This is a genomic window from Synechococcus sp. W4D4 (genome assembly GCF_047716805.1).
GTDB lineage: Bacteria > Cyanobacteriota > Cyanobacteriia > PCC-6307 > Cyanobiaceae > Vulcanococcus.
The window spans coordinates 1,602,948-1,615,934 of record NZ_CP180404.1; the positions used below are offsets into that span (position 1 = coordinate 1,602,948).

At 64.2% G+C, this 12,987-nt stretch carries 13 protein-coding genes and 1 tRNA gene; 8 read left to right on the plus strand and 6 right to left on the minus strand.

The genetic code is table 11. From position 1 onward, the window contains the following. Nucleotides 1-147: 147 nt before the first annotated feature. Nucleotides 148-969: a TatD family hydrolase gene (locus tag ACLM42_RS08945; protein ID WP_415398872.1), complete on the minus strand. Its 822-nt coding sequence runs from the start codon at nt 967-969 to the stop codon at nt 148-150. A gap of 35 nt (nt 970-1,004) precedes the next feature. Continuing rightward, nucleotides 1,005-1,307 (minus strand): 30S ribosomal protein S20, encoded by a 303-nt coding sequence (gene rpsT, locus ACLM42_RS08950; RefSeq protein WP_247910216.1) that lies wholly within the window; start codon nt 1,305-1,307, stop codon nt 1,005-1,007. Nucleotides 1,308-1,415: 108 nt separating this feature from the next. Between rpsT and hisD the strand changes: the two genes are divergently transcribed. Next, nucleotides 1,416-2,750: a histidinol dehydrogenase gene (gene hisD / locus ACLM42_RS08955; RefSeq protein ID WP_247910215.1), complete on the plus strand. Its 1,335-nt coding sequence runs from the start codon at nt 1,416-1,418 to the stop codon at nt 2,748-2,750. A gap of 22 nt (nt 2,751-2,772) precedes the next feature. Here hisD and rpiA read toward each other — a convergent pair whose 3' ends face one another. The 3 genes from rpiA to ACLM42_RS08970 are packed head-to-tail and all read right to left on the minus strand — an operon-like array spanning nt 2,773 to nt 5,444. Continuing rightward, complete coding sequence (gene rpiA, locus ACLM42_RS08960; RefSeq protein ID WP_247912029.1) at nt 2,773-3,486, minus strand: ribose-5-phosphate isomerase RpiA; 714 nt, start codon at nt 3,484-3,486, stop codon at nt 2,773-2,775. A 38-nt stretch (nt 3,487-3,524) separates the two neighbouring features. After that, on the minus strand, nt 3,525-4,634 hold the full coding sequence (locus ACLM42_RS08965; RefSeq protein ID WP_415398873.1) for a trypsin-like peptidase domain-containing protein: 1,110 nt from the start codon (nt 4,632-4,634) through the stop codon (nt 3,525-3,527). Nucleotides 4,635-4,652: 18 nt separating this feature from the next. Then, on the minus strand, nt 4,653-5,444 hold the full coding sequence (locus ACLM42_RS08970; protein WP_415398874.1) for a metallophosphoesterase: 792 nt from the start codon (nt 5,442-5,444) through the stop codon (nt 4,653-4,655). 52 nt (nt 5,445-5,496) lie between these two features. On the opposite strand from ACLM42_RS08970, the gene ACLM42_RS08975 reads away from it, so the two are divergent. From ACLM42_RS08975 to ACLM42_RS09000, 6 genes are all read left to right on the plus strand, one after another. Next, complete coding sequence (locus tag ACLM42_RS08975; RefSeq protein WP_247910212.1) at nt 5,497-5,766, plus strand: hypothetical protein; 270 nt, start codon at nt 5,497-5,499, stop codon at nt 5,764-5,766. Between the two features lie 151 nt (nt 5,767-5,917). Continuing rightward, nucleotides 5,918-6,391 (plus strand): ribosome maturation factor RimP, encoded by a 474-nt coding sequence (gene rimP / locus ACLM42_RS08980; protein ID WP_415400159.1) that lies wholly within the window; start codon nt 5,918-5,920, stop codon nt 6,389-6,391. Nucleotides 6,392-6,433: 42 nt separating this feature from the next. Continuing rightward, nucleotides 6,434-7,879 carry a transcription termination factor NusA gene (gene nusA / locus ACLM42_RS08985; RefSeq protein ID WP_415398875.1) on the plus strand — a complete coding sequence of 482 codons (1,446 nt, stop codon included), beginning with the start codon at nt 6,434-6,436 and terminating at the stop codon, nt 7,877-7,879. After that, entirely contained in the window at nt 7,876-8,133 is a 258-nt protein-coding gene (locus ACLM42_RS08990; RefSeq protein ID WP_247910210.1) for a YlxR family protein, read from the plus strand. Before nusA ends, ACLM42_RS08990 begins: the two co-directional genes overlap by 4 nt. Before the next feature lie 86 nt (nt 8,134-8,219). Continuing rightward, a complete protein-coding gene (infB, locus tag ACLM42_RS08995) occupies nt 8,220-11,549 on the plus strand; it encodes a translation initiation factor IF-2 (protein WP_415398876.1) in 3,330 nt (1,109 codons plus the stop codon). Between the two features lie 2 nt (nt 11,550-11,551). Beyond that, a complete protein-coding gene (locus ACLM42_RS09000; protein ID WP_415398877.1) occupies nt 11,552-12,574 on the plus strand; it encodes a low-complexity tail membrane protein in 1,023 nt (340 codons plus the stop codon). Here the strand turns inward: ACLM42_RS09000 and ACLM42_RS09005 are convergent. Beyond that, a complete protein-coding gene (locus tag ACLM42_RS09005) occupies nt 12,518-12,778 on the minus strand; it encodes a DUF3493 domain-containing protein (protein WP_415398878.1) in 261 nt (86 codons plus the stop codon). The genes ACLM42_RS09000 and ACLM42_RS09005 overlap by 57 nt on opposite strands. A 46-nt stretch (nt 12,779-12,824) precedes the next feature. On the opposite strand from ACLM42_RS09005, the gene ACLM42_RS09010 reads away from it, so the two are divergent. After that, nucleotides 12,825-12,896 (plus strand) — tRNA-Thr (locus tag ACLM42_RS09010). Nucleotides 12,897-12,987: the final 91 nt, after the last annotated feature.

Sequence of the window (12,987 nt, forward strand, 5' to 3'; positions counted from 1 at the left end):
ATCGCTTGAACACCGCAGGAAACGACAACTCGCACCGGAAAGACAACGCACCACTGGTCATGGGCTAACTCACCAGATCCCTGGTAAGCGCTCTCGGGCTGCAACGAGCACGGATAAATCACGACTCGCTGCCAGGCCAATGAAACATCATACATTGTGAAGAGCAGGGCCAAACAGCGCACATGCGTTGGAGGTGCTCTGTAAGGCGACGGCCTGCAGAGAGTCCTGGCGCAGCTCTGCAACCCGCTGAGCCACGGCCATGACATAGGACGGTTCGTTGCGCTTTCCACGTCGCGGCACCGGGGCCAAGAACGGGCAGTCGGTCTCCACCAGGAAGCGCTCAGCCGGAACCGCCTGGGCACAAGCGTGGGTGTCGGTGGCCTTCGGGAAGGTCACGTTTCCGCTGAAGCTGATGTAGAGGCCAAGCTCAAGAAAGCCCTGCATCTCCTCAGGGGTCCCGCTCCAGCAGTGCATCACGCCTTTGGGACAGGCGCCTCGATCCGCACGATCGCGCAACTCGCGCAGCATCGGCTCGGCGGCATCACGGCAGTGAATGATCACCGGAAGATCCAGCTCCACGGCAAGATCGAGCTGGGGCCGCAGCATCGCCAGCTGCTGCTCGAGATTTTTGTCGCGGAAGAGATCCAGGCCGAGCTCTCCGATCGCCACAACCCTGGGGTCGGCCTGCGCCGCCTCGCGCAGCACCTGTTGCGTATCCGGGGCCCAATGTTCCGGGTCCAGGGGATGGACCCCGACGGAGTAGCGGAGCTCAGGGAATCGATCCGCTAGCGCTCGAATCGCCGGAATTTCAGAGGGCTCCACACACGCGTGAAGGAGGCGACCCACACCGGCATCCCGCCAGCGTTGGGCAACCTCCTCCAAGTCCTCGTCAAAATTTCGAAAGACGATGTGGCAGTGGCTATCAATCAAAGGAGCCGAAAGGCTCTCGAGAGCAACGGCAGCTGCCATGGATCCAAGGGTCACCTTGGATCCAACCTAAAAAATCAGGCCTTCGCTGCGGGCTCGATCGCGCTCTTGACAGCAGCGCTCAAACGAGATTTCTGATGGGCACCGTTATTGCGGTGCAGCACGCCGACCTTGACGGCCTTATCAATTTTGCTGAAAGCAGCGCTGAGGCTCGACTGGACGGCCTGCTTGGCGGCGTCGCCAGGCTCCTGGGTGTAAGCCGTGCAAGCAGTGAAGCAACGCTTCATCAGGGTGCGGACCGCAGACTTGTAGGTGCGGTTGTGCAGACGATTGCGCTCAGCAATCTCAATGCGTTTCTTCGACGACTTGTTATTGGCCACAGACGGTAAGGCGCTGATTCGGCAGTAGGCAAGCTTACCCCCTGGCTGGCAACCACTCTCCAGGAGCTGAGCAACTAGCTTGAAGAGTCACCGCAGCACAACGGTTTCGTGACCGCCAGCTCCCCTCCAAGCCGTGCCGAGTCCATCGCGCAGCTGCAGATTGAGCTGCTCCGGGATGCCGAGCAAGCCGGTCAACGGCTTGAGGCCATTGCCGAGCGCACCGGAAGTGGTCAAAGCCGCGACGTTGCTCAACGGGTCGAGTCGATCCTCGAGCAGGTCCAGCACCAGGGCGATGCCGCCCTCTTTGAGCTGACGGAGCGATTCGACGGGGTGCGCCCTGACCCCCTGCGCGTGCCCCAAGAGGAGATCAAGGCGGCATGGGCCGCCACACCCTCGGAGTTGCAGGAGGCCCTGGGCCTGGCCCACCGCCGGATCCTGGATTTTCACCAACGCCAACTCCCCAACGATCTGGCCATCACCGGTCAGCACGGTGAACGCCTGGGCCGCCGCTGGCGGCCGGTGGAGCGGGCCGGTCTGTATGTCCCCGGTGGCCGCGCCAGCTACCCGAGCACTGTTCTGATGAACGCCGTGCCCGCCAAGGTCGCTGGGGTCCAGCGGGTGGTCATGGTCACCCCTCCCGGTCCAGACGGCCGGATCAACACCACCGTCTTGGCCGCAGCCCATCTGGCTGGCATCGATGAGATCTACCGGGTCGGAGGTGCCCAAGCCGTCGGAGCCCTGGCCTATGGCACCGAATCCATCCCCAGGGTCGACGTCATCAGCGGTCCGGGCAATCTCTACGTGACCTTGGCCAAGAAAGCGGTCTATGGCCGGGTGGCCATCGATTCACTCGCCGGCCCCAGCGAAGTGCTGGTCATTGCTGACGGGAGCGCCAACCCCGACCATGTCGCGGCCGATCTGCTGGCCCAGGCGGAGCATGACCCCCTGGCGGCAGCCATCTTGCTGACCACCAGCGAGGACCTGGCGCAAGCCATCCCCGGAGCCATCGAGAAGCAACTAGAGGGGCACCCCCGCGCCACCATCACCCGCCAGGCCCTGAACGACTGGGGCTTGATCGTGGTCTGCTCGAACCTGGACGAGGCAGCCCAACTCAGCGATCGCTTCGCTCCAGAACACCTGGAACTGCAGGTGGAGCACCCTGAGCCCCTGGCCGACCAAATCCAACAGGCCGGGGCCATCTTCATGGGGGCCTGGACTCCGGAAGCCGTTGGCGATTACCTGGCCGGCCCAAACCACACCCTGCCCACCGCGGGGACGGCCCGGTTTGCTGGAGCCCTGTGTGTGGAGACCTTCATGCGCCACACCAGCTTGATTCAGTTCAACCGGCAAGCCTTGGAAGCCACTGGCACTGCCGTTGGCATCCTGGCCGACAGTGAAGGACTCCACAGCCACGCGGAGTCCGTCCGCCGCCGGCTGACCTAACGCCTAAACCAGCGAGCGCGTGTCAGCGCTTGACCAGGTCCCGAACGCCAGCGACGCCATCGGTGATTTCACCGACCAGCACCTGGTCAGTGATGTTCACGAACAGGCCGTTCTCCAGGACACCGGGGAGGTTGTTGATCTCCTTCTCCAAGCTGACGGGATCGCCGATGCCGCCGCTGAACTTGACATCCAGCACCAGGTTGCCCTGATCGGTCACCACCGGGCCGGCCTTCTTGAGCGCCATGCGGAGCTGGGCATCACCACCCATCTCTTTAAGTTGCCCCTGAACCTGACGCCAGGCACCGGGCATCACTTCGACAGGAAGCAGGAAGCCCAGGTTGAGCGTGTCCACGAGCTTTGTGGAATCCACCACCACCACGAAGCGCTTGGCGCGGACCGCCACCAGCTTTTCCTGAACATGGCAGGCGCCACCGCCCTTGATCAGCTGGAAGGAGGGATCCACCTCATCGGCACCATCGATGGCCAGATCGATTCGATCCACCGCATTCAGGCTCTGCAGCGGAATACCCAGCTCGGCCGCCAGTACCTCTCCTTGAAAGGAGGTCGTGACCCCAACAATGTCCTGCAGTTCGCCGCTTTTGAGCTTGGCGCCGAGGGCCTGAATCATCAGGGCCGCGGTTGAACCTGACCCCAGGCCCACCACCATGCCGCTCTGGATCTGCTCGGTGGCAGCCGCAGCGACCGCCTGTTTCATTTGATCCTGCAGATCCGCCATCACGCCGTTTTCACTGACCGGCGACCGTAGCTCAGGCCTCACGAATGCGGCATCGCCTCAGGACGGATCGAGAGATCCATCTGTTCCTCACCGCGCAACACCTGGATCGCCAGGACATCTCCAATCTTGGAGGCCTCCACCAAGCGAAGCAGCCCCCCGGGGTCCCGGACCTGTTGATCCGCCGCCTGCACCACCAGGTCTCCGCGGCGTAGGCCCGCACGCTCGGCAGGACTACCTGGAATCACCCGTTGCACCAGCGCCCCATCCCGCTCGGGAAGCTGCAGTAGAGCATTGGGGTCAGCGTTGTTGTCGCGGGCCAACCGTGGATTCAGGGGAACCAGCTGCAGGCCCAGATAGGGATGCAGCACGGAATCCCCTTGGCTCAATTGGGCCGCAACCCCTTTGGCCAAGTTGATCGGGATCGCAAAGCCCAGTCCGGCCCCAGGGCCCGAACGCACCAGGGTGTTGATGCCGATGACCTCGCCGCTGGCATTGATCAGTGGGCCACCGGAATTGCCCGGGTTGATCGCCGCATCGGTCTGAATCAACTCCAGACGCTTATCCGAAAAACCCAGGCTGGTGATGTTGCGGTGCAGGCTGCTGACAATGCCCAGGGTGACGGTGCGCTCAAGGCCGTAAGGCGTGCCCAGAGCGATCGCCCAATCCCCCACCTCCAGTGCACCGGAGTCCCCTAGAGGGGCGGACTTCAAGCCCGGGGTCTTGGCGATCCGGACCACTGCCAGATCGGTCACGGGGTCAATGCCCAAGACCGAGCCCTCCAGTTCTTCACCACTGGCCAGGGTCACCTCAACCCGTTCGGCACCATCGACAACGTGGGCATTGGTCAGGACCATGCCCTGGCCATCGATCACGATCCCAGAGCCCTGACCGCGTTCGCGGCTGTTGGGGATCTGATCGCCAAACATCTCCCGCAGCAACGGATCACTGAAAGAGGGATCCAGGCCGATTCGAGGAACGGTTCTCTCGGTATCGATCCGCACGACCGCAGGACCCACACGCTTCACAGCAGCCGAGACAAAGCTGCGATTGGAGGCGCCCCCGAAATCCGCCCAGGCCGGATCCGCCGGGAGCCACGCCGAACACACGAGCGCCAGGGCCAGCAGAAAGCGCACCACGATCCGCGACACCCCCAAAGTCCGCCAAGGCTAGGCAGATTCCAAAGGAGACCAGCGCAGCAGGGTCGAGACCACCTCTGCGGAATCCTGCAGGGTGAGCCACCGGCCCCCTGGCCAATCCGAATGCCCTAAGGGGCAGGGCTGCACAGCCGCAAACGGCGCCAGCGACGAAGGACACGCCCAAAGGGGAATCGGAGGGCCGCCACCGGCGCGAGGCAGTTCCCCCTGCCAATGCTGATGGACATGGCCAAACAGAACGGCCTTGAGCACCGGGGCCTGCTGGAGGCACTGCAAAAGGGGCCCCGAATCCTGCAGCGCGATCGGGTCCAGTCCAGGGTCCCCGATTGGCACCGGGGGATGGTGAAGGGCCAGAACCACGGGCTGACGAGCAGCCGCCAGCTGGCGCTCCAGCCAGGCCAGCTGCCGAGGATCGAGGGAACCCGCAACACAACCACTGCGGTGGGTCGAGAGCAAGAGCAGGGTCCAGCCACCGCAGTTCAGGGCCGCCGGGGCGATCACCGCCCGCCGTCCCAAGGCCGCGCGAAGCAAGGCCAGATGGTCATGGTTACCCGGGGTCAAGGCCAAGGGCACCTGCTGAAGCGCCTCAAACTGATCCAAAGCGTCCAGCAGACGCCGATAGCCACCCCAACTCTCGTCCTGGCAGAGGTCTCCGGTGATCAAGAGCAGATCCGGTCGCCGATCGATCTGAACCAGGGCCTGCCTGAGGCCATGGACCAAGGAAGTCATGGAGGGGCGACCGCGGCAATAACCACCTGGGTCTGCCAACAGATGGGGATCGCTGAACTGCAGGAGGCCTGGCACACCAATCGACCGGGACTTGCGCCCTAAGTTGCCCCTTCTTTCACGAGCTGGCATGGCCGCTATTCCCTCGGGCACCCGTCAACGCTGCGCGCTTTGCCAAGTGGAGATCCAGGGCCTCGTGGGTGGAGTCGAGCAGGTGCACTTCAGCCAAGGCCAGCCCTCCACCCGCTCCAAGCTCTACGCACGGGTTTGCCAGTTCCTGCGCACCGATGAACAGAAAGCGCAGTGCCTGAATCAGGACCCCAGCTTGAGGGGAGAGACCCAGCCTGGCGATTCCTACATGGAACCCCCGGCCGCAGATCTCAGCGGCATGGGGGCCTGACGCTCCGACGGCGATCGCGTAGGGTTTGCTTGTGCCCGGCGGGCACCTCTGACTGAGCAGTGACGTCTCCTTGGGAGCCACTGACCAGCCAGACAGCAGATCACTGCAGGTGCCGGACGGGTTGCCCGTTCCCCTGTTCACTGTCCAGGCTTTGCCGCATCCCCTGCTCCTCGACCTCCAAAACCTGGCTAGCCAGGTGGCGGAAGCTGCTGGATTCCAGGTCTGCGGCCTTGAACTGCTGACCCACCGGATCCCAATGACGCTGCTGGTTCAGCTGCGTCTAGCCGATGGCGGAGACGTCAGCCTGGACAACTGCGCCAGCTTCAGCGGAGTGCTGGGCGACGCCATTGAGAACAGTGGTCTGCTCGAGGACGCTTATGTCCTGGAAATCAGCAGTCCGGGTGTCAGCGAGGAGCTGAACGACGATCGCGACTTCCGCAGCTTCCGCGGCTTCCCGGTCTCGATCCGCTACCGCGACGCCAAATCGGGGGGCGAAAGCGAGCGTGAGGGCCTCCTGCTCGAACGCGATGGGGAGAACGTTCTCCTCAATGTCCGCGGACGCACCGTTCGAATCCCGCGCCCTGACGTGATCAGCGTGAAGCTGGTCACACCCAAAGAGGCCTAACCCCCTCCTTCCCCCTCTCCATTCCGCACCCAACCACCTGCCATGGCACTGGTCCTGCTCCCCGGTCTCTCCAACCTGATCGAGGACATCAGCGAAGAGAAGAAGCTGCCCCCTGCGGTGGTGGAAGCAGCCCTGCGTGAAGCCCTACTCAAGGGCTATGAGCGTTACCGGCGCACCCTTTATCTAGGGATCAGTGAAGACCCCTTCGAAGAGGACTACTTCTCTAACTTTGATGTCGCCCTGGACCTCGATGAAGAGGGTTATCGGGTGCTGGCCTCGAAGATCATCGTGGAAGAGGTCGAGAGCGAAGACCACCAAATCGCCCTGGCAGAGGTGATGCAGGTGGCCGAAGACGCCCAGGCCGGTGACACGGTGGTGCTGGATGTCACCCCCGAGAAAGAAGACTTCGGTCGGATGGCCGCTGCCACCACCAAACAAGTTCTGGCCCAGAAGCTGCGCGATCAGCAGCGCCGGATGATCCAGGAGGAATTCGCCGACCTCGAAGATCCCGTTCTGACTGCTCGCGTGATCCGCTTCGAGCGACAGAGCGTGATCATGGCCGTGAGCAGCGGCCTGGGTCGCCCCGAAGTGGAGGCCGAACTGCCCCGCCGCGATCAACTGCCGAACGACAACTACCGAGCCAACGCCACCTTCAAGGTCTTCCTCAAGGAAGTCAGCGAAATCCCCCGCCGGGGTCCCCAGCTCTTTGTCAGCCGAGCCAACGCCGGCCTTGTGGTTTATCTCTTCGAGAACGAGGTTCCCGAGATCCAGGAAGGCTCCGTCCGCATCGTCGCAGTCGCCCGAGAGGCCAACCCCCCGTCCCGCTCGGTGGGTCCCCGGACGAAAGTGGCCGTCGACAGCGTTGAGCGTGAGGTCGATCCCGTGGGCGCTTGCATCGGTGCCCGTGGTTCCCGCATCCAGCAGGTCGTCAACGAACTGCGCGGCGAAAAAATCGACGTGATCCGCTGGTCCCATGACCCCGGCCAGTACATCGCCAACTCCCTCAGCCCCGCCCGCGTTGAAGCGGTGCGCCTGGTGGATCCGGAAGGACAGCACGCCCACGTCCTGGTCCCCCCCGATCAGCTCAGCCTGGCCATCGGCCGTGAGGGTCAGAACGTGCGCCTCGCTGCTCGCCTGACCGGCTGGAAAATCGATATCAAGAACAGCACCGAGTACGACCAGACATCTGAGGACGAAAAGGTCTCAGAGCTGATCGCCATGCGCCAAGAAGAGGAGGCACTTCAGGCCGAAGCCGAAGCCCGGATGGAGGCTGAACACGCCCTCCGTGCCGAGGAGGATGCCCGTCTCCGGGAGCTCTATCCGCTGCCCGAAGACGAAGAGGAGTACGGCGACCAGGCCAACTATGACGAAGCTGCATACGAGCAGGAGCCCGTGGCAGAGGCCGTTGCAGAGGTCGCCGAAGAGGTTGTCGAAGAGGCAGCCGAAGAGGTCACCGAGGACGTCAGCGACGAGGAAGGAGCCCGGTGAAACAACAGTCCGTCCTCAGGCGTTGTGTGACCTGCCGAGCACTGCTGGATCGCCAGCAACTGCTGCGGGTCATCCGCCTTGCCGAGGGCGGCATGGCTCTTGACCAGGGAATGGGCCGATCGGCCTACCTCTGCCCGACTGAGAGCTGTTTTGAGGAAGCCAAGCGCCGCAAACGTCTGCAGAAGGCACTCCGGTGCCAAGTGTCAGATTCCATCTACTCGGCCTTGGAGCAGCGCCTGAATGCCACCTCTTAATCAGGCGCTGAGGCAAGATAAATAGTGGCCTCACTGTGGGTGATGGCCCGGTGGCACGTGTTGCCCCCGACCACTTGGAGCACTGAATGACCAGCAGCGGCAAAGTCAGGATTTACGAGCTGTCCAAGGACTTGGGCCTTGAGAACAAGGATGTGCTCGATGCCGCCGAGAAACTGTCGATCGCAGCGAAGAGCCACAGCAGCTCCATCAGCGATGACGACGCAGCGCAGATTCGCAGCCTGATCAAAGGTGGCGGAAACGGCAGCAAGGCTTCTCCGGCAGCGGCCGAACCCAAAAAAGCCATCCTTTCGGTGAAGAAAGCTGCCCCTGCCGCACCGGCAGCGCCCGCGAAACCCGCGGCGACCAAACCGGCTGCGACAAGCCCTGCTCCGGCTAAGCCTCCGGCTGCGTCCCCTGCTCCTCGGCCCCAGCCTCAGGCCGCCAAGCCTGCTGCTCCAGCTCGCCCAGCTTCACCCACAGCTCCCCCCAGCCGGCCCACTGCAGCACCTGCTCCTGCTGCGAAGCCTGCGGCTGCCAAGCCTGTGGCTCAGCCAGCCGCGAAACCCGCGGCCAGTGCGCCTCCCAGCCGTCCAGCCGCCCCTTCAGCGCCTCCAGCCCGGCCCACCGCGGCAAAGCCTGTGGTCAAGCCGGCTGCTGGTGCCCCCCCCAGCCGTCCCGGCGCTCCCGCCCCGAGCCGTCCTGCTCCGGCCATCGTCTCCAAAACCCCCGCAGGCGCTCCGCCGGCTCGGAAGCCAGCCCCTCCTGTATCCCGGCCTGCTGCCGGCAGCCCACAGCGCCCTGGCGCTCCCGCCCGCCCTGCAGGCGGAGGGGCTGGTCGCCCCCAACTGGTCAGCCGTCCTCAAGGCGGTCAAGGCGGTGCGCGTCCTTCCACACCGTCCGGTCGTCCGGCCCTGAGCCAGCGTCCAGGGATGCCCACTCGCCCTGGTGCGCCTGCGCCAACGCGGGTGGGCCAAGGCAGCAAGCCCGTGAAACCAGCCCGCCCTCAGGTGGAACTGGTGGGCAAGCCCATCCGTCGCGATGTGGGCAGTCCTGGCGGCGGAAATCGCCCCGCACCCCCGACCCGTCCTGGCATGCCCGGGATGCGGAAGCCAGTGGCCCCAGGCGAGCTCATGCAGCTCCAGAAGCCCGGAGCACGGCCCAGTGCACCGCCACCACGGCGCCCTGGTGCTCCCGGCGCTCCTGCGGGTGCCCCGGGTGGCACGACCGGTGATGCAGCTCGGCCCTCAGCGACTCCTCCTTCGGCACCCCGGCGCCCCAACTTCCGCGCTCCCCAACCCCCGGGAGGTGCCCGTCCCCGCCGCCCCGATTGGGACGACAGCGCCCGTCTGGATGCACTGCGCAGCCGCTCGCCCCAGAAGCAGCGCCAGCGGGTTCACATCATTGGCGAGAACGACGACTCCCTGGCCGCACAAACCGGCGGATACGCCGGTGACACGGACGCAGTGGTGCTGCAGGCCTCCCTCGCACGCCCTGCGAAACCCCGCAGCGCCAGCGCGGGGCAACCCAAGCCGACCGTCGTGGCCCGCAAACGCCGCAAGGAAACGGCACGTCAGCGTCAGCGCCGCCGTGCGATGGAGCTGCGGGCAGCACGGGAAGCCAAGCAACAGCGGCCCGAAATGCTGGTGGTGCCGGAGGGCAACCTCACGGTGCAGGAGCTGGCCGACAAGCTCGGCGTCGAGAGCTCCGAGATCATCAAGAGCCTCTTCTTCAAGGGCATCATCGCCACGGTGACCCAGACCCTCGATCTTTCAGCGATCGAGACGGTGTCCAAGGAATTCGGTGTCCCCGTTCTCGAGGACGACGTCGAAGAAGCGGCCGCCAAGACGGTCGAGATGATCGAAGAGAGCGACCTGGCTCACCTGATCCGTCGCCCACCTGTGGTCACGGTCATGGGCCACGTGGACCACGGCAAAACCAGCCTGCTGGACTCGATTCGCAAAACCCGTGTCACCGCCGGTGAAGCCGGTGGCATCACCCAGCACATCGGTGCCTACCAAGTCGAAGTTCCCCACGCTGGGGAGCAGCGGAAGATCACCTTCCTCGACACCCCGGGCCACGAGGCCTTCACGGCCATGCGTGCACGCGGCACGAAGGTCACCGACGTCGCCGTGCTGGTGGTCGCCGCCGATGACGGCGTGCGTCCCCAAACCCTGGAAGCCATCAGCCACGCCCGCGCCGCCAAGGTGCCGATCGTGGTGGCGATCAACAAGATCGACAAAGAAGGCTCCTCCCCGGATCGCGTCAAACAGGAACTCTCCTCCCACGAACTGGTGGCTGAGGATTGGGGCGGCAACACCGTGATGGTGCCGGTGAGCGCCATCAAGGGCGAGAACATCGACAAGCTGCTGGAGATGATCCTGCTGGTCACCGAGGTGGAGGACCTTCAGGCCAACCCTGATCGCATGGCTCGGGGCACCGTCATCGAGGCACACCTCGACAAGGCGAAGGGCCCTGTGGCCACCCTGCTGATCCAGAACGGCACCCTGCGCACCGGCGACGTGCTGGCCGCGGGCCCGATCCTGGGCAAAGTCCGCGCCATGGTTGACGACAACGGCAAGCGTGTCAAAGAAGCCGGCCCCTCCTATGCCGTTGAAGCCCTGGGCTTCAGCGAAGTGCCGACGGCTGGTGACGAATTTGAGGTCTACACCGACGAAAAGACAGCCCGTGCTGTGGTCGGCGATCGCGCCACCGAAGCCCGCGCCACCCGCCTGGCCCAACAAATGGCCTCCCGCCGGGTGTCCCTGGCCTCCATGTCTGGCCAGGCCAGCGAAGGGGAACTCAAGGAACTCAACCTCATCCTCAAGGCCGACGTCCAAGGTTCCGTCGAGGCGATCCTCGGTTCCTTGGAGCAACTGCCCCAAGAAGAGGTCCAGGTCCGCGTTCTGCTCTCCGCACCGGGTGAAGTCACCGAAACCGACGTCGACCTGGCAGCGGCCTCCGGCGCCGTGATCGTCGGCTTCAACACCTCGATGGCCCCCGGCGCAAAGCGTGCCGCTGACGCCACCGGCGTAGACGTGCGTGATTACGAGGTCATCTACAAGCTGCTCGAGGACATTCAGATGGCCATGGAAGGCCTTCTGGAGCCCGAGCTGGTGGAAGAGTCCCTGGGCGAAGCCGAGGTTCGCGCGATCTTCACCATCGGCAAGAGCGCCGTGGCGGGCTGCTACGTCACCAACGGCAAACTGCAGCGCAACTGCAAGGTGCGGGTCTGGCGCGGCAAGGAAAAGATGTTCGAGGGAGACCTCGACTCGCTGCGCCGTGCCAAGGACGATGTCAAGGAAGTCGCCACCGGCTTCGAATGCGGCATCGGCTGTGATCGTTTTGCCAACTGGCAGGAAGGCGATCGGGTGGAAGCCTTCAAACTGGTCACACAGCGACGCACCCTCAGCAACTAATCGTGAATCCGGCAAGACGCGAACCCCTCCTGTGGCTCCAGCTACTCGGGCTCGCGGCCTTGCCGCTCGAGATTCTGTTGCTGTTCCTGCTGTTTGCAGGAGCTGACCCCGGGCCTTTCCCAGGATTTGAACGCCTACTGACCTGGGCGATCGGTGCTCTGGGCAGTGCCGTTTTGTTCTGGCGACTGCCGCCTGACCTCTGGTCCTTGCTGATCCTGAAGGTGCCCCTTCGCGGTCGACGTCCGGAGCAGTTTCGTCTCAGTGCACTGCAGACCGCACTGCCTCTGAAGGTTGTCATTGCCCTGGGTGCTGCACTGCTACTGCCCTTGACCTGGTGGGCCGACAGCCATGCCGGGATGGCCTGGGCCTGGTCTCCCCTCTCGAGCAGTCCGAGGTTGGTGGTGCTCTTGCTCTGCATCCCCGTTTTGGCATTGATCCAGTGGCAATGGGCCCAGGTGATCCAAGCGATCTGGATGTTGAGCAGGCCCGCCGGCCTGGTGGATCAAACCCTGCCCCTGACCCAAGTCCAGGCTGCCGAGCAACGCCTCAACGCTGGGCTTCCGCTCTTGCTTCTCCCCCCGCTGGCCTTTGCGGAACCCGCGGCTCCTGTGGCTCAAGCACCGAAGGCCGAACCGCAAGACCAACAAGAGCAACCCGAAGCTGTTGCCCCTGAAGCCGATCAGACCGACTCCCCTGCCGAGACGGTGGCCGTCCCCGCAGAATCCCCAGAACCGGCTGCAGAGCTTTTGCAGACTGACCCAGAGGCCGTTGAGAAAGAGGGCGCCCACGAGTCAAGCGCCGAAGCCGTCGTCTCAGCCGACGTCGAGGTTCCCCAAGAGGAAGCCGAAGACTCAGACACAGAACTAGAAGCCGACGCAAAGCCCGAGGCGGAAGAGGTCGGTCCCGAAGCACCCCAGGACGACCAGGATGCTGAGGAAGCCCCGGCCAAAGACGACAGCGAAGAGGCGTCAGTCGTCGATGCTGGGGGAGCGGTCGCGCCAGAGGAGAAGCCCGAAGAGGGCTAGGGCCGAAACCTGAATCAACAGATCAGAGGTAGAAACCACATCTCCGCCAGCAGAGCGCATCGCCATCGTGGCCAGGCCCACCGCCGCCGAGGCCGTGAAAGCCAACCAGAGCCCACGCCGTAAGCCACGCCACGGGGTCCGTGCCTCCTGAAGCAGGCGAGCCTTCAGGGCCGGATCCAAGGGGGGACGGGATTCAGGGGGCATCCGCGCAGCTCAGGCATCGAAGCCTGAATGCTAATTTCACTGGGCTGCCGGTGTAGCTCAGTGGTAGAGCAACTGATTCGTAATCAGTAGGTCGTCGGTTCAAGTCCGATCTCCGGCTTTTCAAGCCTTGGCGCTCTCAAACGAGATAGGACCAAGCAGTCACAGCAAGACATCTGCGCTGATGGCTCTTCTCGCTGCATCACCGCAGC